Annotated in this window: 17 protein-coding genes; 3 read left to right on the top strand and 14 right to left on the bottom strand. The window is 48.7% G+C overall.

The window, feature by feature from the left end; genetic code table 11:
* Positions 1 to 18: 18 nt before the first annotated feature.
* From ACO0LD_RS16045 to aroC, 7 genes are all read right to left on the bottom strand, one after another.
* Positions 19 to 2886 (bottom strand): FimV/HubP family polar landmark protein, encoded by a 2868-nt coding sequence (locus ACO0LD_RS16045; protein WP_423008525.1) that lies wholly within the window; start codon positions 2884 to 2886, stop codon positions 19 to 21.
* Positions 2887 to 3258: 372 nt separating this feature from the next.
* Positions 3259 to 4389 carry an aspartate-semialdehyde dehydrogenase gene (gene asd / locus ACO0LD_RS16040; RefSeq protein WP_423008523.1) on the bottom strand — a complete coding sequence of 377 codons (1131 nt, stop codon included), beginning with the start codon at positions 4387 to 4389 and terminating at the stop codon, positions 3259 to 3261.
* Positions 4390 to 4436: 47 nt separating this feature from the next.
* Positions 4437 to 5507 carry a 3-isopropylmalate dehydrogenase gene (gene leuB / locus ACO0LD_RS16035; RefSeq protein ID WP_423008521.1) on the bottom strand — a complete coding sequence of 357 codons (1071 nt, stop codon included), beginning with the start codon at positions 5505 to 5507 and terminating at the stop codon, positions 4437 to 4439.
* A gap of 52 nt (positions 5508 to 5559) precedes the next feature.
* Complete coding sequence (gene leuD, locus ACO0LD_RS16030; RefSeq protein ID WP_423008519.1) at positions 5560 to 6207, bottom strand: 3-isopropylmalate dehydratase small subunit; 648 nt, start codon at positions 6205 to 6207, stop codon at positions 5560 to 5562.
* 8 nt (positions 6208 to 6215) lie between these two features.
* Complete coding sequence (locus tag ACO0LD_RS16025) at positions 6216 to 6338, bottom strand: entericidin A/B family lipoprotein (protein WP_186945679.1); 123 nt, start codon at positions 6336 to 6338, stop codon at positions 6216 to 6218.
* Between the two features lie 18 nt (positions 6339 to 6356).
* Positions 6357 to 7760: a 3-isopropylmalate dehydratase large subunit gene (gene leuC, locus ACO0LD_RS16020; RefSeq protein ID WP_423008516.1), complete on the bottom strand. Its 1404-nt coding sequence runs from the start codon at positions 7758 to 7760 to the stop codon at positions 6357 to 6359.
* A 367-nt stretch (positions 7761 to 8127) separates the two neighbouring features.
* Positions 8128 to 9210 carry a chorismate synthase gene (gene aroC, locus ACO0LD_RS16015; protein WP_423008514.1) on the bottom strand — a complete coding sequence of 361 codons (1083 nt, stop codon included), beginning with the start codon at positions 9208 to 9210 and terminating at the stop codon, positions 8128 to 8130.
* A gap of 288 nt (positions 9211 to 9498) precedes the next feature.
* Here aroC and ACO0LD_RS16010 point away from each other — a divergent pair, with 288 nt between their 5' ends.
* The 3 genes from ACO0LD_RS16010 to ACO0LD_RS16000 all read left to right on the top strand — a co-directional run bounded on the left by ACO0LD_RS16010 (position 9499) and on the right by ACO0LD_RS16000 (position 14098).
* Positions 9499 to 11739 (top strand): EAL domain-containing response regulator, encoded by a 2241-nt coding sequence (locus tag ACO0LD_RS16010; protein ID WP_423008512.1) that lies wholly within the window; start codon positions 9499 to 9501, stop codon positions 11737 to 11739.
* Positions 11740 to 11999: 260 nt separating this feature from the next.
* Entirely contained in the window at positions 12000 to 13322 is a 1323-nt protein-coding gene (locus tag ACO0LD_RS16005; protein WP_423008510.1) for a sensor histidine kinase, read from the top strand.
* 17 nt (positions 13323 to 13339) lie between these two features.
* Positions 13340 to 14098 carry a LytR/AlgR family response regulator transcription factor gene (locus ACO0LD_RS16000; RefSeq protein WP_423008508.1) on the top strand — a complete coding sequence of 253 codons (759 nt, stop codon included), beginning with the start codon at positions 13340 to 13342 and terminating at the stop codon, positions 14096 to 14098.
* Between the two features lie 82 nt (positions 14099 to 14180).
* On the opposite strand, the gene ACO0LD_RS15995 is transcribed toward ACO0LD_RS16000, so the two are convergent.
* The 7 genes from ACO0LD_RS15995 to rpsF all read right to left on the bottom strand — a co-directional run bounded on the left by ACO0LD_RS15995 (position 14181) and on the right by rpsF (position 19062).
* The gene (locus ACO0LD_RS15995; RefSeq protein WP_423008506.1) at positions 14181 to 15191 is read right to left on the bottom strand and encodes an inorganic phosphate transporter; all 1011 of its coding nucleotides are present in this window, start codon (positions 15189 to 15191) and stop codon (positions 14181 to 14183) included.
* A gap of 73 nt (positions 15192 to 15264) precedes the next feature.
* Positions 15265 to 15891 carry a DUF47 domain-containing protein gene (locus tag ACO0LD_RS15990; RefSeq protein WP_110252962.1) on the bottom strand — a complete coding sequence of 209 codons (627 nt, stop codon included), beginning with the start codon at positions 15889 to 15891 and terminating at the stop codon, positions 15265 to 15267.
* Positions 15892 to 16036: 145 nt separating this feature from the next.
* The gene (locus ACO0LD_RS15985) at positions 16037 to 17425 is read right to left on the bottom strand and encodes a replicative DNA helicase (protein ID WP_423008504.1); all 1389 of its coding nucleotides are present in this window, start codon (positions 17423 to 17425) and stop codon (positions 16037 to 16039) included.
* A gap of 168 nt (positions 17426 to 17593) precedes the next feature.
* Positions 17594 to 18046, bottom strand: a complete 453-nt coding sequence (rplI, locus tag ACO0LD_RS15980) for a 50S ribosomal protein L9 (RefSeq protein WP_423008502.1) — start codon at positions 18044 to 18046, stop codon at positions 17594 to 17596.
* Positions 18047 to 18072: 26 nt separating this feature from the next.
* Positions 18073 to 18357 carry a 30S ribosomal protein S18 gene (gene rpsR / locus ACO0LD_RS15975; RefSeq protein ID WP_110252960.1) on the bottom strand — a complete coding sequence of 95 codons (285 nt, stop codon included), beginning with the start codon at positions 18355 to 18357 and terminating at the stop codon, positions 18073 to 18075.
* 9 nt (positions 18358 to 18366) lie between these two features.
* A complete protein-coding gene (gene priB / locus ACO0LD_RS15970) occupies positions 18367 to 18666 on the bottom strand; it encodes a primosomal replication protein N (protein WP_423008500.1) in 300 nt (99 codons plus the stop codon).
* Positions 18667 to 18693: 27 nt separating this feature from the next.
* Positions 18694 to 19062 carry a 30S ribosomal protein S6 gene (gene rpsF, locus ACO0LD_RS15965; protein WP_110252958.1) on the bottom strand — a complete coding sequence of 123 codons (369 nt, stop codon included), beginning with the start codon at positions 19060 to 19062 and terminating at the stop codon, positions 18694 to 18696.
* Positions 19063 to 19131 lie beyond the last annotated feature (69 nt).

Genomic DNA, 19131 nt, shown 5'->3' with positions numbered 1-19131 from the left:
ATGACTACCGCAAGAACATCAAGCCATCTGGGCTATCATGGACTTGGCTCTTTCTACCTGATCAGAAGTACCACCTTTGAGTACTTCATCAAGTAATTCGCGGGCACCTTCTTTATCACCGATTTCATGATAAGCAACTGCCAGATCAAGCTTGGTTGCCATTTCAGCATTGTGTGCTGGAGCTTCCTCAATTGCTGGTGCTGCTGGCGCAGTTGGTGCTGGTGCCGGCTCGAGGTCAAGATCAATGCCAGACAAATCGAATTCAAAAGCTGACATCGCATCTTCTTCAGCTTTTTTAGGGGCTGTCAATTCTGGCAATGGCGATTCTGCAGTTTCACCAGCCAAAGATGCTGCCAACAGATTTTCATCCAATTTGTCGTCTGGTGGCAAGATATCCAAAGACAGAGGATCTGACGCCGGCTTGTCTGATGCAAAATCGATATGACCCAAATCGAGCTCAAATTTCTCAACATCAGGATCAAGCGCTTTTACAGGAGCAGCTTCCGCAATCACAGGTGCATGAACTGGTTCAGGATCTTTAGTGCCAAAATCAAAATCTATCGTACCGAAATCAACCTCTGGCGCGGCGACTGGCTCAACAGCAGGAGCAGCGTGAGCTACAGGCTCAGGAATTTTTGGCACTTCAGGTTCTGGGATGGCGGAAATATCCAGATCAAAATCCAGCGCATGCTCATCCATGGCAGCTTCTTCTGCAATGGCATTGGCTTTTGCGGCACCGCCATCGCGCTGGGCTGTATCGATAATGCTGATCGCTTCAAGCATGTCCTGAGACAGTGAATTAGCCAGCAAAGCCTCCGGATCAAGATCTTCCAGTGGTTGAGTACCAGAACCCAAACCAGATGCAGCTGCCATATCTGCCTTGGCTTTACCACCGGCATATAAAGGATTGCCTGGTTCCAGCACGATACCCATGGAAGCTGCTTGCGCCCAGTCGTCACCCTCACCGCTGGTCATGCCATACAACTCGCTGGCCAGACGCTCAAAGGTTTTCGCATCTTTACGACCAAAGTAAATTTCCAGCAATTTAACCCTGACTGCATGACGGTCTGGCTGGGTACGCAATGCCTCTTTCAGAATTTCTTCTGCCTGAGAATCACGTCCATAAGCGATATACACATCTGCTTCAGCGACAGGATCAACTTCATTGGCATCCAACTGGCTGGCAGATGGTGCAAAATTGGAGTTGAAAACGCTGTTATTGGTATCTACACTCTGACCACCAGTAGAGCCGAACATGGAGTTGGCCTTCATGCTGGAGCCCGTCAGGATACTGTCTTCAAACTGCTGCAATTTTTTCTTGCGCTGGCTAGTCCAGATACCCACGCCACCCAAGATGGCAAGCAAAGCTATACCACCTGGCAACAGATAGTCAGAGATGCTGTCCAGGAAACTTGGTTCTGGTGGAGGTGGTGGCGGCGGCGCCACAATCTTGCGTTTGACTGGCGGTTTGGGCGTAGCAACGGATGCTGCAGACGCAGCAACGGCTGGCGTGCTGGCAGTGGCAGGCGCACTGGCTTGCACAGAAGCAGCAGCCGAAGCTGGTGCTGGCACTGAGACCGGCGCTGAAGCAGGCACAGCAACTGGTGCAGCTACACTGGCAACAGCTGGCGCAGGCGCTGATGCAGGGACACTTGCCTTGACTTCAGGTTTTGCCTTGGTCAGCTCAGCCTGCTTGGCAGCCATTTCTTTGTTTTTGATTTCTATCTTCTGGGCTTCCAGCAAACCCTTCAGATCACTGACGTTTTTCTCAAGCTCTTTGACGCGTGAATTGGCTTCCTGCGCCGCTCTTTCTTTGGCCAGCTTGTCTTCTTCGCCGCCCTTGCCTGATGTGCGTGCAGAAGCAGGACCAACTTTGGACAACTTCAGTTTATCAGGAGAATCAGTAGTGGCATTCGGTACTTCTTTTACCTTGGCCGTGATTTTGCCGCCGCCACTTTGTTTGGTGGATGGCGCTTTTTCTGCAGGCGCATCCGCGACCTGACCAGCCAGTTTATTGCGATAAGAATTGAAGTCAGCTGCATGAGCCACGACCACAGAGTGTGCCTCATTCGTGGTGCCTACACTGGACCGTGCGGAATCGGCATCTGGCACGGTCAAAATCTGCCCGGATTTCAGGCGATTCATGTTATTGCCAGCAAAGGCTTGCGGATTGGCGCGATAAATACTAACCAGCATCTGGTCGAGTGAAACACCCTCAGCACGGTAACTACCAGCAATCTTGCTTAAAGTATCGCCAGCCCTGACCTGATATTCGCCGGCAGATTTGATTTCTTTGCCGGCCTCAGCGTTTTTTGGTGCTGGCGACCTATCGTTTCTTAAATTGGGATTTGTTACAACCGCATTTGGGCGCGTATTTTTAGCTGCATTAGATGCAGATGTGTTTTGTGGCTGGTTAGCAACAACCACCGGATTACTGACTTGCGCAGATTGACTATTTCGCAATTCAGCAGGATCCAGCAAGAAGGTGTATTCTCTTAGCAGCTTGCCATTTGCAGAGTTCAACTCCAGCAACATATCAACGAAAGGTTCGTTCATGGCTTGAGCTGAGCTGATGCGGATTACATAATTCGCTCCACGCTGCTCCACTGCAAAACGCAGTGACAATAATGCGACATTAAAGTCTATGTTCGCTTGCTTAAAAGCCTCCTGGGATGCCAGTTTGGGCACCAGGGAATCGACTTCTTCCTTGGAAGGAGAAGTCAATTCTACCTCTGCGCGCAAGGGTTGCCCCAGAGAGGAGAGCACAGTCAGCTTGCCGAGACCGGTAGCATGCGCGCTCGACAACATGAACAAGGAAGACGCTACAGCTACACTTAACGCCTTGCGTCCCACGGTAATCACAGACGATTTTTTTTGATTATGCATTTTGTCAGACATATTGGGAATTTTTGGCGAACAAAGTCCGCTGGGTGACGCTTTACACATTGCCTAGCGACGCGTCCTAATGTTTCACATTAACATTACAAACATTGCCACGCAAGCTTAACGCGATTTATCACAGTGGTAAATACATTAAGAACCCCGAAGTGCAAGGATATCGCATAAATGTTGTTGCCAAATGACAAGTGAAAAAATAATCGCCAAAATCCTAATTATTTATTATTAAAATTAAAACTAAATGCTCGTCAATAAATTCAACGTAGCTTTTTGAAGTTTCAAAAACGACAAGGGGGCGTTAAACGCCCCCCTATATTCTACAACAAGTTTTAACAATTACTTTAAAACATCAAGTTTCGATTAAGTTTCAATCAAAATACGCAACATACGGCGCAGCGGCTCTGCTGCTCCCCACAATAACTGATCACCAACTGTGAAGGCGCCAACATATTCCGGGCCCATGGCCAACTTGCGAATGCGGCCGACTGGAATTGTCATAGTACCTGTGACAGCCACTGGTGTCAGATCACGAATACTGGCTTCGCGGGTATTCGGTACAACTTTAACCCATTCATTGTCAGCAGCAATCATGGCTTCAATATCCGCCAATGGCACATCTTTTTTCAACTTGAATGTCAAAGCCTGGCTGTGGCAACGCATGGCACCAATACGCACGCAGAAACCGTCAACTGGTATAGCTGCTGTACCAAAACCTGCGCCCTGACCAAGTATCTTGTTGGTTTCTGCCATGCCTTTCCATTCTTCTTTGGACATGCCATCACCCAGATCCTTGTCGATCCAGGGGATCAGCGATCCACCCAGTGGCACGCCAAAGTTGGCTGTTTCGTCAGCGGTCAGGGATCGTTGTTTGGCAATCACTTTGCGGTCGATTTCCAGAATCGCACTTTTCGGGTCATCCAGCAAGGAGCGAACTTCTGCATTCAAAGTACCATATTGCGTCAGCAATTCACGCATATGCTGGGCACCGCCGCCAGAAGCTGCCTGGTAAGTTTGCGTGCTCATCCATTCCACCAGACCAGCCTTGTACAAAGCTCCAACGCCCATCAGCATACAGCTGACTGTACAATTACCGCCTATCCAGTCTTTTTGTCCATTGACCAGAGCTTGCTTGATCACAGGCAGATTCACCGGATCGAGAACGATGACAGCATTTTCATTCATGCGCAGACTGGAGGCAGCATCAATCCAGTGACCATTCCAGCCACTTGCGCGCAGTTTTGGGTAAATCTCATTGGTGTAGTCACCACCCTGGCAGGTAATAATAATCTCGCACTTCTTGAGTGCATCAATATTATTTGCGTCTTGCAAGGTCTTTTCATTCTTTGCCATTGCAGGGGCTGTGCCACCTGTATTGGACGTTGAAAAGAACACGGGTTCAATATGATCGAAATCACCTTCTTCCTGCATGCGTTGCATCAGGACAGAACCCACCATACCGCGCCAACCTACCAGACCCACCAGTTTCATCATTTTTCCCTAAAATTTTGCAGGACGTCCCTGCCCTTCATCAACAAAAATTAACTTAATGCCTGGAGCACGGCCTGCCCCATCTCCGCAGTACCAACCTTGGTCGTGCCTGCCTCATATATATCCGAGGTACGCAAACCTTGCGCCAATACTTTTTTAACGGCATTTTCAATACGGTCAGCCTGTTCCGCTTTATTCAGGGAATAACGCAGCATCATGGCTGCGGACAGGATGGTTGCCAGAGGATTAGCCACGCCTTTGCCAGCGATATCCGGCGCAGAACCATGGGAAGGCTCATACAAACCCTTGTTATTCGCATCCAGTGAAGCAGATGGCAACATGCCGATAGAACCGGTCAGCATGGATGCCTGGTCAGACAGGATGTCGCCAAACATATTGCCGGTGACGATGACATCAAATTTCTTTGGTGCGCGCACCAACTGCATGGCGGCATTGTCAACATACATATGGTCCAGCGCCACGTCTGGGTATTCTTTATGCACTTCAGTAACGATATCTTTCCAGAACTGGAAAGTTTCCAGTACATTGGCTTTGTCTACACTGGTCAGGCGCTTGCCGCGTTTTTGCGCAGCCTGGAAAGCCACGTGGGCAATACGACGGATCTCTGACTCGGCATAACGCATGGTATCAAAACCCTCGCGCTCACCTTTGAACGGACCATCAGGACACTCACGCACACCACGTGGCTGGCCAAAATAAATATCACCAGTCAATTCACGGATGATCAGGATATCCAGGCCAGAAACCACTTCCGGTTTAAGTGTCGAAGCACCGGCCAGTTCCGGATACATGATGGCCGGACGCAAATTAGCGAACAGCTTGAGGTTTTTACGCAAACCCAAAATGGCTTGTTCGGGGCGTAATGGGCGATCCAGAGTGTCATATTTCCAGTCACCAACTGCGCCAAACAATATGGCATCTGCTTCCAGCGCCAGTTTCAGCGTCGCTTCTGGCAAAGGATGACCAGAAGCTTCATAGCCAGCGCCACCGACGGGCGCAGTTTCCATTTCAAAAGACTCGCCCAGCGCGTTCAAGACCTTGACTGCCTGTTCAACGATTTCCGGACCTATGCCGTCACCCGGCAAAATAGCAATTTTCATATTCTCAACAAATTAATTTAGATGGCTGATTCAGGTAGCTTATTTAGGCAACTTAGATAGTATTGGCAAGCCAGGGTTGCGCAGCGATATGGCGCTCTTCAAAGGCACGTATCTTGTCAGCCTGACGTAGCGTCAAGCCAATATCATCCAGACCATTGAGCATGCAATATTTGCGGAAGGCATCAACATCAAAGCCATAGCTGGCACTGCCATTGGAGGTGCGCACGACTTGCTGTTCCAGATCAACGATCAGACGATAGCCAGGGAAGGCTTTGACTTCATTGAACAGAGCATCAACTTGCGCTTCACCCAATACGATAGGCAGCACACCGTTTTTATAGCAATTATTGAAGAATATATCTGCAAAACTCGGCGCGATAATGGCGCGAAAACCAAATTGCTCCAAGGCCCAGGGGGCGTGCTCACGTGAAGAACCGCAACCAAAATTTTTACGCGCAAGCAAGATGGATGCACCTTGGTAGCGAGCCTGATTCAGGACAAAATCCGGATTGACAGGACGCTTGCTATTGTCCATGCCAGGCTCACCGTGGTCGAGGTAACGCCATTCATCAAACAGATTAGGGCCAAAGCCACTGCGTTTGATGGATTTCAAAAACTGCTTGGGGATGATAGCGTCAGTATCCACGTTGGCCCTGTCCATGGGCGCAACCAAACCATCAAGTAAAGTAAATTTTTCCATGTCGGTGCTTATTTTTTGCCTGCATTTTCGACTGCTTCGCCAGCCTTTTTAACGTCTTTACCCAAGCCCTGAACGGTATTGCAGCCTGCCAGGATGAAAGCGCAAATCGCCAGCGCAAATAATTTTTTCATGTCTTTCCTCCGCAATAATTAATTCAAGTTACGTACATCAACAAAATGTCCGGCGATACCAGCTGCAGCTGCCATCGCAGGCGACACCAGGTGGGTACGACCACCCTGCCCCTGGCGGCCTTCAAAATTACGATTCGAGGTAGAAGCGCAACGCTCACCCGGTTCCAGCCTGTCGGCATTCATGGCCAGGCACATGGAGCAACCTGGCTCGCGCCATTCAAAACCGGCCGCCTTGAATATCTGATCCAGGCCTTCACGTTCGGCCTGCTCTTTTACCAGACCTGAACCTGGTACGACCATCGCCAGTTTGACGTTTGATGCACGATACTTGCCACGCACCACCGCAGCAGCAGCACGCAAATCTTCTATGCGTGAATTGGTGCAGGAACCGATAAAGACTTTATCAATACGGATGTCAGAAATTGCAGTATTTGGTTGCAATGCCATGTAGATCAGGGCTTTTTCTATCGCATCGCGTTTAACGGCATCTTTTTCCTGCTCAGGATCAGGTACACGGCTATCTATCGCCACCACCATTTCAGGAGAAGTACCCCAGGTGACTTGTGGCTTGATTTCGGCAGCATTCAGCGTCACGACCATGTCGAATTTGGCACCCGCATCAGTATGCAAGGTGCTCCAGTATTCAACTGCCCTGTCCCAATGCGGACCAACCGGCGACAATGGGCGGCCTTTGACGTAGTCGATGGTAGTTTGATCTACCGCCACCATGCCAGCGCGCGCACCTGCTTCAATCGCCATATTACAAACGGTCATGCGTCCTTCCATGGACAAACCACGGATAGTCGAGCCAGCAAATTCAATTGCATAGCCCGTACCACCTGCCGTACCTATATTGCCGATAATGGCCAGGACGATGTCCTTCGCTGTCACGCCCACAGGCATGGCACCATCAACTTGCACCAGCATGGACTTGGATTTTTTGGCGATCAGGGTTTGGGTCGCCAGCACATGTTCGACTTCAGATGTACCAATGCCATGCGCCAGGCAGGCAAAAGCACCATGAGTCGATGTATGTGAATCACCGCAAACGACCGTCATACCTGGCAAGGTTGCACCTTGCTCAGGCCCGATGACATGCACGATACCCTGGCGTTTGTCGGCCATGCTGAAATAGGTTAAACCATATTCTTTGGCATTCGCGTCCAGTGTTTCAACTTGCAGACGGGAAATCGGGTCATCAATACCATTGATGCGGTTTGTGGTTGGCACATTATGATCTGCCACCACCAGATTGGCGGATAGGCGCCAGGGTTGACGTCCAGCCAGCTTCAAGCCATCAAAGGCCTGCGGACTGGTGACTTCATGCAACAAATGGCGGTCTATATAGAGAATTGCAGTGCCATCATCTTCGGAATGGACTACATGGGATTCCCATAATTTATCGTAAAGCGTTTTAAGCATAATCTGAAGCCTGGAAATAAGTCATCGGTTCTTGCTACATCCTGTACTGCATCTTTTTTTCGCATTTGATTATGCCACAATTGTGCAACGCAAAACCAACCCTCACGCCAAATTGGTGCATGAAAGTTTCAGTATAAATGCATGGGTTTGATGAAAATCGCCAAATTTTCATCTGGATTTTGATGGGAATCTGGAAAATTGCCAGTGAATATTTTGGGACACATCCAGAGACATGGCACACAGAATTGCGCCTGCGGGGAAGGAGTACGGCATCAGAAAAAGCAAGCACCCGTAAGATGCATAAGCCAGTGTAACATGTTCCTGCCCCACTCTTGAGAAGAGAAGGCACAGGAACAATGGGCAAATATCAATTACCCGGTTTGACGTCACCACATTGCGCCCTGTGACGCAAGGCATGATCCATCAAAACCAGCGCCAGCATGGCTTCTGCAATCGGGGTAGCGCGTATGCCAACGCAGGGATCATGTCGGCCAAAAGTTTCAACCATGACAGGATTACCGTCTTTATCCACCGATCTTCTTGGCGTGCGTATTGAAGATGTAGGCTTGATGGCAATGGAAACCGTAATATCCTGACCAGTGGAAATACCACCCAGTATGCCGCCAGCATTATTGCCGACAAAGCCCTCAGGCGTCAGTTCATCGCCATGCTCAGAGCCACGTTGTGCAACTGAGCGGAAACCGGCGCCAATCTCCACGCCCTTGACCGCATTAATCCCCATCATGGCGTAGGCAATTTCTGCATCGAGCTTGTCATAAATAGGCTCGCCCAGACCAATTGGCACATTGGATGCGACCACATCGATCTTGGCACCGATGGAATCACCATCCTTGCGCAAGGCATCCATATAGTCTTCAAGTTGCTGTATTAACGCAACATCAGTCGTAGGCGCGAAGAATGGATTAGCTGCAGCATGCTCCCAGGCTTGAAAAGGGATGACTATCTCACCCAACTGGCTCATACCACCATGGAACACTGTCCCATATTGTTGATTCAGCCATTTCTTGGCGATCGCCGCGGCACCAACAACTGGCGCAGTCAAGCGCGCAGAAGAGCGGCCGCCACCACGCGGATCGCGGATGCCATATTTATTCCAGTAAGTGAAATCGGCATGTCCAGGGCGAAAGGTTTCAGTAATATTGCCGTAATCCTTACTGCGCTGATCCTGATTACGGATCAACAGGCCAATAGGTGTGCCCGTGGTTTTACCCTGATACACACCAGACAGGATTTCCACCGTATCAGGCTCTTGCCGCTGGGTCACATGGCGCGAAGTACCTGGCCGACGACGGTCAAGTTCTGGTTGTATGTCTGCCTCAGACAATTCCATGCCCGGCGGGCAGCCATCAATCACGCAACCTATGGCCGGACCGTGGGATTCGCCGAAGGTTGTAACAGTAAACAAGGTGCCAAAAGTATTACCGGACATAATATTTCGAAAATGAGAGGTTAGACAGAATAAACCCCATTTTACCAGTGAAGCGCCCTGTACAGAATTTAGCCGTAGTCTGAAGTGGCAAAAGATTTCACTATTTTTCGCACTTTACAGCCGAATTCAGGGCATTTTTCTTCCCGTTCAGACGAATCTTGTTTTATTCTTACCAATGAAAAATATATGAAGCTTGGCTCTTGATACTTTTAGTGTCATAGTTCCGCAAGGAACCAATTTTGCAGTGCCCTTACCATACGATATGCCAAGCATGGAGCCGCATTACAGATGAATTCAACGATCCACTCTTCTGAAGATGATCTGGTTTTCCTAGACGAACCAGACAGCGATGAAACTGCGGCGACCTCGCGGCCAGCCCAGACTTGGCGGATCATGATTATTGATGATGATCCAGATGTCCACTCGGCCACAACGTTTGCGTTGGGCAGCCTGGAGATCCAGCATCGCGCCCTGAGTTTTCTGCATGCTTATTCAGCGGCAGAAGCACGCGACATTCTGAAAAATGAAACAGACATCGCCATCATCCTGCTGGATGTAGTCATGGAGCAGGAAGACGCTGGCCTGCAATTGGTCAGCCATATACGTAAAACTCTAAATCTGACTGATGTGCGCATCATACTGCGCACCGGGCAACCAGGTTATGCGCCAGAAATTGATGCGATACGCGATTACGACATCAACGACTATAAAACCAAATCCGAACTGACACGTACCAAGCTGTACACTGCGGTTACATCAGCCATCCGCTCTTACGAACAGATTTGCGCTATCAGTGCCAGCCGTCGCGGCCTGGAAATGATTATCCATGCCAGCACAGAGTTAATGGCCTTGCAGGGCCTGCAAAATTTTGCGGCGGGCGTACTGGTGCAGATTGCCGGCTTGCTGGGCCTCAATACCGAAGGATTTGTCTGCGCCAGGCAGGTGCCCGTGGAACTGCAGGATGATAGTGACGACCTGTACATTATCGCCACCACCAATATGTATCTGGGCAGCCTGAATAAGCCACTGGAACAGCTAAGTAGCCATGCAACTGGCGATATCGTCAAACGTTCGCTGGAAGCCCGTCAAAGCATATTTGAAGCCGAATCAACTGCACTGTACTTCAATAACGTTGCGCAAAAAGATTTCACGCTTTACCTCAATACCGGTCTGCACTTGAATGAAATGGACAAGCGCCTGCTAGGTGTATTCTGCGGCAATGTGTCGGTAGGCCTTGATAATGTCATGTTGACTTCACGTCTGCATAATTACGCCTTCTATGACCCGCTGACAGGATTGGCGAACCGTCTCAAGCTGTTACAGACCTTGAATGAGACCCTGCTGACCTCACTGAAAAACCACAGCTCACTGTCACTCATAGACATAGACCATTTTGCCGAAACCAATGATGCGCTTGGCCATCAGTTTGGTGACCAGTTATTGTCCTCAGTTGCACAAAGACTGGTGGCGAATTTTGGCGAGCATTGCCAATTAGCAAGAGTAGGCAGTGACACCTTTGCCTTGCTGGGTGATGAAACTTTGGTCTGCCCGGATAAAATTCTGGCCTTATTCAACTCACCTTTCGATGTTGATCAGCAAGATGTGCAGCTATCTGCGACCATAGGCCTGATCAAGCTTGATGATTATGACAGCGATGGCTCAGAAGCACTGAAGGACACCAATATCGCACTGAAACGTGCAAAAATGAACCGTCGTGGTGGTTACGAGTATTTCACCCGCAATATGGGTGTAGAGATACGTGAACGCGTCCTGCTCATGCATGCCCTGCGTGCAGCATTTGAACAAAAAAAATTATTCCTGGTTTTCCAGCCTCAGATCGATATGCGCGATGGTCGCGTACTCGGGGCAGAAGCTTTGCTTCGCTGGAAAACCGATGAGGGTAAATTTATTCCGCCAGATCAGTTTATTCCTATCGCAGAATATTCTGGCCTGATTGTCGATATAGGTGAATGGGTCTTGCGTACCGCATGCCTCGAGCTCGTGCATTTACGCAGCCTTGGCTATACCAATTTCCAGATGGCCATTAATGTCTCGCAGGCACAGTTTTCACACCCCCTGTTCATGCAATCACTGAACAAGGCGCTGGCCGATACCCAAGTACCGCCAAAATATGTAGAACTGGAAATTACCGAATCCATGGCCATGAAAGATCCGGAATTGCTGATCAAAACCCTGCATCAGATCAAGCAGCTGGGCATGAGTATCTCGATAGATGACTTTGGCACCGGATTCTCTTCACTGAGCCACTTGCAAAAACTCGATGTAGACAAATTAAAAATTGATCGTGCCTTTGTCAATGAAATCCAGAAAAACCCGAATGAGGGCAGCATTGCCAAAATGATTGTTCAACTCGGTAAAAACCTGGGGCTTTCCATCATCGCCGAAGGTGTGGAAAGTGAAATGCAGGCAAACACCCTGCTTTCTTATGATTGTCATATCGCTCAGGGCTATCTGTACTCCAAACCCCTGACCCGCGATGATTTGCATGCCTGGCTGGCAAGCAGATAATCCCATGGCACGCAGCAAGCTGCCTATAAAGCTCTGATGCGTGCAACAAAGCCTACCCTTCTGACACTTCTGCGTCTACAAGCATGCATATTAAATGAGGCATTTTCCATTCTGTCCTGCATTTTTTGCAGACTGTCGCAAGTCGCTATCCAAGCAAGGACGATTTCCCTACAGTATCAACATGGACTGAAGAGTCGCACGCAGCCAGTGCATGGCACTGCAGCTGATATGTCAGGGATAACCGTTAAAAGAGAAGCATCATGAATAATACCAATGCAGATACGATCAAGCAGCTCATGGCAGACCTCATGGTCTGGCTTAGCAAAAGCTTTGACACAACGGCAGCCTGGGTCACCAAATTATCCTGGTGGAAGTTTTTTTTATTTGCCATTATCACCATCACGGCTGGCAGTATGCTGCAAGACATGTTATTTACGTCTGAAGAAAATGTAGTGGTGACCAAAAGCAAATCACCCGGCAAATCAAAAAAAACCAGCAAGATCACTGATGGCGACACCAGTATAGAGATAGACAATACTGGCCTGCATATTCGCAAAAACAATATCGACGGCAAGGGCAAACAGATAGAGATCGATGAGAATGGCGTTCATATCCGCAAAGACGGCAACATTGTTCCACCTGCACCACCAGCCGCACCAGCAGCACCCAATGCTTCTGGTGTAATAGTGCCACCAGCACCACCAAGTCCGCCATCCATCTCGGAAGGTGACGATATTCACATCAAATTGCCTGCCGAAGTAGCAAGAGAAATCAGTGAGGAAATCAATAATGCCGTGGCCGATGCAGCCGATGAAGAGGTAAAGAGCTACAAACGTACATCATCTAAATGGTTTGTCAACTTCGTCGTCTTGCTGGTCTTTGGCCTATTCGGCATGAAGGCCCTGATGAGTGGCAAAGTCAAGGCGGAAGAAAAAGCCAAGGAAGCAGGTATGGCTGCAGAGCGTGAGTCACTGCTGCGTCAGGTCAGTGAAGCGCAGATGCAAATGATGCAGGCACAGGTGGAACCACATTTCCTGTTCAATACCCTGGCTTCAGTTGAGTATTTGATAGAAACCGACCCGCCACGTGCTGCCGCCATGCAGCGCAGCCTGATCGCTTACTTGCGTGCTGTCTTGCCACAAATGCGTGAAAACGCCAGCGTCACCAATCTGGGACGCGAAGCGGACATGATCAAATCGTATCTGGAATTGCTGAAAATGCGCATGGAAGAAAGATTGAATGTTGACTTCATCATGCCTGAAGGCTTGCGCAGTGCCTCCTTCCCGCCAATGATGCTGCAGTCACTGGTTGAGAATGCGATCAAGCATGGCCTGGAATGCAAGGCAGAAGGCGGCACTATCCACTTCCGTGCAGAGGTAGCGCATAACAAGTTGCGCGTTTCGGTCAGTGATGATGGGCTGGGATTTGGTGCCATGCCCAGCAACGGTACTGGCCTTGGATTGCAAAATATACGCGAACGCCTGAAATTGATTTATAAAGAAAAGGGACAAATGATCATTACCCCTAATCAACCTAGCGGAGTTTGCGTTACTATAGAAATCCCTTACGAATTAGCCAACTAGTTTCAATGACGCTGACCATGCCTACTGCCATAATTGCTGATGATGAAAGAATGATGCGCGACCAGTTAAAGTCGCGCCTGGAACAAGTCTGGCCTGAGCTGGAAATTCTGGATGAAGCAAAGAATGGCGAAGAAGCCGTCGCCCTGGTGGAAACACATAAACCAGACCTGGTTTTCCTCGACATACGCATGCCAGTTAAAACCGGCCTGGAAGCGGCCAAGGACATCGGCAACAAGGCCCACATCGTATTCATCACGGCCTATGATCAATATGCCATACAGGCTTTTGATCATGGCGCAGTAGATTATGTCCTCAAGCCTGCCGATGTAGAAAGACTGACACGCACAGTTGAAAGACTCAAGGCAAGATTGACTGCTCAAAGCCAGCCAAATGACATGAGCACCATGCTCTCGCAGTTGGCCAAGCAAATGGGCATAAGCCCCAAGCCCGATTACCTGCAATGGATACAAGCCTCTATAGGTCAGGAATTACGCCTGATTCCTGTGGAAGAAATTCTGTTCTTCCAATCCGATGAAAAATATACACGGGTGCAAACCGCAACTTACGAAGCCCTGATACGCAAGCCTGTGCGTGATCTGGCAGATGAACTGGACCCTGCCCTGTTCTGGCAAATCCACAGATCCACCCTGGTAAATGCCAAGGCGATCTCAGGTGTTGTACGTGACCTGCGTGGCCGCCATCTGGTGCAAATCAAGGGACTGACAGAAAAACTCGAAGTCAGTCGCAGCTTTGTGCATTTGTTCAAACAAATGTAGACGATTCCGGTAACAGGCCTGCAATAAAAAAGCGCCTCAGTTTTTCAACTGAGGCGCTTTTTTTACTGGCGATTACCAAGAATTATAGAATATGTCTGCCTATCCACCAGGCTATCGCGGCCACAAAAGCGGAGGCAGGTATGGTCAGGATCCAGGCCCAGACAATATTGCCAGCTACGCCCCAACGCACCGCAGACATTTTTTGTGCTGAACCCACACCGACAATTGCGCCAGTAATGGTATGCGTTGTCGACACAGGAATGCCCAATACAGTTGCCATGATCAGGGTGATAGCACCACCGGTTTCAGCACAAAAACCACCTACAGGTTTGAGTTTGGTGATTTTTTGACCCATGGTTTTCACAATGCGCCAGCCACCAAACAAAGTACCCAGACCGATCGCTGCATAACAGCAATACACTACCCAACCTGGTGGACCTTTATCGGCTTCGCTGGAATAACCTGCAGCGATCAACAACATCCAGATAATACCCATGGTCTTTTGCGCATCATTACCACCGTGACCAAGACTGAAAACAGAAGCCGACACCAATTGCAGGCGACGGAACCATTTATCTACTTTCCTTGGTGTTGATTTAACGAACAACCAGGATACGATCAGCATCATCAAAGAACCGAGGAAAAAGCCCAGCAGCGGTGACAAGACGATAAACAAAATGATTTTGTAGAGACCAGCAGCAATCAAAGCACTGGTACCCTCTTTCGCTACCGCAGCACCAATCAAACCACCGATCAGGGCATGGGAAGAGGAAGACGGGATGCCAAAATACCAGGTCACCAGATTCCAGAATATTGCCCCGACCAGCGCGCCAAAGATGACGTAGTGATCAACAATAACAGGATCGATTGTGCCTTTACCTATGGTTTTGGCCACCGACAAATTAAACACAAAAAAAGCAAATACATTGAATAAGGCAGCCATGGCCACTGCCTGACTGGGCTTCAATACCCCCGTTGAAACAACGGTTGCGATCGCATTGGCGGCATCATGGAAGCCGTTCATGAAATCGAATAACAATGCCAGCACCACCAATAAGATGACGACGTGCAGGCTCATATGAAAGGATTGCATAAAAGTGAATTCCCTTGTTCGCTCTCTGCATTGACAGAGAACTGTTAGGCGTCAAAATAAAAGAGTCAGACGCTTAAGCGTTCTCAACAATAATGCCTTCTATGATATTGGCAACATCTTCACAACGATCCGTTACTGTTTCCAGTATTTCGTAAATCGCTTTGAGTTTGATCAGATTGCGGACATCAGGTTCGTCACGGAACAGTTTGGACATGGCAGCACGCATGACATGGTCAGCATCTGATTCGAGGCGATCAATTTCTTCGCACAGCGCCAGAATTTCACGAGAATTATCCATGTTGTGCAACAAGGCGACGGCAGCTTTCACTTTTTCAGCGCAGCCCAGGCAAAGTTCTGCCAAGCGTTTTGCTTCTGGCGTGATTTCGCGGATATCGTACAGGGAGATAGTCTGGCCGGCATCTTCGAGCAAATCCAGAATGTCATCCATGCGCGTGATCAGTTTATGGATGTCATCACGATCAAGTGGCGTGATAAAAGTTTTGTGCAACAACTCTATCGTATTGTAAGTAACAGTATCTGCCTGTTTTTCTATGCTCTCTATAGCGTGAACACGGATCTCCAGATCATCAAAGTTCGTCATCAAGGCAACCATTTCCTTGGAACCTTTGACACATAACTCTGCATGTTGATTGAAGAGTTCAAAAAATTTGCCCTCAGTGGGCATCAAGCGTCCAAACATTTTATTCTCACTGAAAATATAAGATTTCTAGAATTACTCAGGCAAGTGCATGCAATCAAGCACGCCTGGCAACACAGTTCTACTTTTTAAGTCTTGATTTACTACTTTGCGTCTACCCACCAGCACCAGCATTTTTTCTTTGAAATTATTCACTATCACCATAAATCGACAGGGAACCAACATAATTATCGAACTTGGTATATTCGCCCAGGAAAGTCAGACGCACACTGCCAATAGGGCCATTACGCTGCTTACCAATAATGATTTCTGCCGTGCCCTTGTCTGGAGAGTCCGGGTTATACACCTGATCACGATAAATAAACATGATGACGTCAGCATCCTGCTCAATCGCACCCGATTCGCGCAAGTCAGACATGACGGGGCGTTTATTCGGTCTTTGCTCCAGCGAGCGGTTCAACTGGGACAAGGCAATCACCGGGCAATGCAGCTCTTTTGCCAGGCCTTTCAAATTTCGGGAAATCTCGGAAATCTCGGTCGCGCGATTTTCACCGGCAGAGTTGGCTGACATCAATTGCAAGTAATCGACAATTACCAGGCCCAACTTGCCACATTGGCGTGCCAGACGACGTGAACGTGCGCGCAATTCTATAGAGCTCAGCGCTGGCGTTTCATCGATATACAGTTGCGCTTCATTCATCTTTTGAATCGCGTGCGTCAGACGTGGCCAGTCTTCATCAGTCAGCTTACCAACGCGCAGACGGCTTTGATCCAGACGCCCTACCGAGCCCAGCATACGCATGGCCAGCTGTGCACCACCCATCTCCATGGAGAACACGGCAACCGGCAAGCCGCTGTCTATAGCCACGTTCTCACCGATGTTGAGTGAGAAGGCTGTCTTACCCATCGATGGACGACCAGCAACAATCACCAGATCACCAGGCTGCAAACCTGAAGTCATTTTGTCCAGATCGGTGAAGCCAGTAGGCACACCGGTAATATCATTTTGATTATCGCGGTTGTATAGCTCATCAATGCGCTCAACCACCTGAGTCAGCAAGGGTTGGATAGCCTGAAAACCCTGGGCACCACGGGCACCTTCCTCGGCAATCGCAAAAATCTTGGATTCGGCTTCGTCCAGCATTTGCTTGACTTCCTTACCCTGCGGATTGAAAGCATTGCCTGAAATTTCATCTGCAACGGTAATCAGCTTGCGCAGCACACCGCGGTCACGGACAATTTCTGCATAGCGGCGAATATTTGCGGCTGAAGGTGTGTTTTGTGCCAGTGCATTCAGGTAAGTCAAGCCACCAGCATCGTCTGCCTTGCCCGTGCTGGTCAGCGCCTCAAAGACGGTAATGACGTCAGCCGGACGCGAACTATTAACGAGTTTGACGATGCACTGGAAGATAATCCTGTGGTCATAACGATAAAAATCTTCTTCACCGATAAAGTCGGCGATACGGTCCCAGGCCGCGTTATCCAGCAATAGACCACCCAGAACAGATTGCTCTGCTTCTATGGAATGGGGGGGGACGCGTAAGGCGTCAACTTGAGGATCAGAACCAGCTTTCATGGCGCGCATTATAACCGTTAAATCAAATTACCAGAGCGTTCAAAGTACGAGAAGTTGGCGAGTTTGTGACAAGTTTGTGACAAACAGATAAATAGTGAAAAATTGCTGTCAAACATGAAAAAAGCCGGGAATCCCCGGCTTTTTTTCCAGCAATTTGCAAAAAGCAAATTACGCGTGCTCGCCCACTACTGCAACATTAACGTCAACAACAACGTCAGTGTGCAAAGCAACGGAAACACTGTGATCACCAGCGATCTTCAACGGACCTTGTGGCAAACGCACTTGTGCTTTTTCTATCGCGAAACCTTGTTTAGTCAGGGCTTCAGCGATATCAGCGTTAGTGACGGAACCAAACAAACGGCCATCTACACCAGATTTTTGTGTGATTTGTACGGTCAGACCGGACAGTTTTTCGCCTTGAGCTTGAGCAGTTGCCAATTTGGCTGCTGCTGCTTTTTCCAGTTCAGCGCGTTTTGCTTCGAATTCAGCAACTGCAGCTGTCGTAGCACGACGAGCCATACGTTGTGGAATCAAAAAGTTACGTGCATAGCCGTCTTTAACGCGAACTACATCACCCAGATTGCCGAGATTAACGACTTTATCCAACAGAATAACTTGCATATTTTTCTCCTTTACCTTGTCGTCAATTACGCTGTGTGCAAATCAGTGTATGGCAGCAACGCGAGGTAACGTGCACGTTTGATTGCAGTGTCAACTTGGCGTTGATACAGCGCTTTTGTACCGGTCAAACGTGCTGGCATGATTTTGCCGTTTTCTTGCACGAAATCTTTCAGTGTGTCGATGTCTTTGTAGTCAACTTTTTCTACATGTGCTGCTGTGAAGCGGCAGAATTTTTTGCGCTTGAACAAAGGGTTTTGTTGTTGACGCTTTTGCTTCAATTTGCTTTTGTCGAATTTTTTACCGAATGCCATTTTTGGCTCCTAATCTAGTAAATGTGTCTCGAATTCAGTGATATGAAAAACGAGACTTTTGCTATTGCGATTTTTGCGCGCTAAAAAACCAGTGAATTCCATGAACTGGTCCAGGGCAATTTCTGTAAAACGCTGGGATATTTCACCAGCAGCCATCGCAGAAATTTCAAACTCGACCTGCCGAACTGTGTTCGCCTCACGAGTTTCTGAACTATGCATCAAGGTAGCAGAAGCTATCGGGATACCGGCCGGGGTGTAGCGCAATGCGCTTTTTTCCACAATCCGGGCTACGAGCTTCAGCTGATTCACTATTTTTTACGCGACCTTTGTCAATTATTAAGCAGCAGGCGCTTCAACACGTTGCGCTTTTGCAGCATCTTCTTTCTGAACAGCTTTCATCATAGGAGAAGGTGTTGTTTCTGCTTTTTTCAATTTGACTGTCAGGTGACGCAAAACAGCATCATTGAATTTAAATGCTGTTTCCAACTCAAGCAGAGTCTCAGCATCGCATTCGATGTTCAAGCAAACATAGTGTGCTTTTGCCAGTTTTTGAATCATGTAAGCCAATTGACGACGGCCCCAGTCTTCAACGCGATGGATTTGACCACCACGGGCTACAACACTTGCCTTGTAGCGCTCGATCATTGCAGGAACTTGCTCGCTCTGATCTGGATGTACGATAAATACGATTTCATAATGACGCATATATTCTCCTTGTGGACAATAAAAATAGCCCGCCTCGGCGTCAAGACGAGTGCGGGAAGAGGAAAGCCG

The sequence above is a fragment of the Undibacterium sp. Ji83W genome (genome assembly GCF_049340385.1).
In the GTDB taxonomy this organism is placed as follows: domain Bacteria; phylum Pseudomonadota; class Gammaproteobacteria; order Burkholderiales; family Burkholderiaceae_D; genus Undibacterium.
This window is presented reverse-complemented; position numbering and strand designations above follow the sequence as displayed.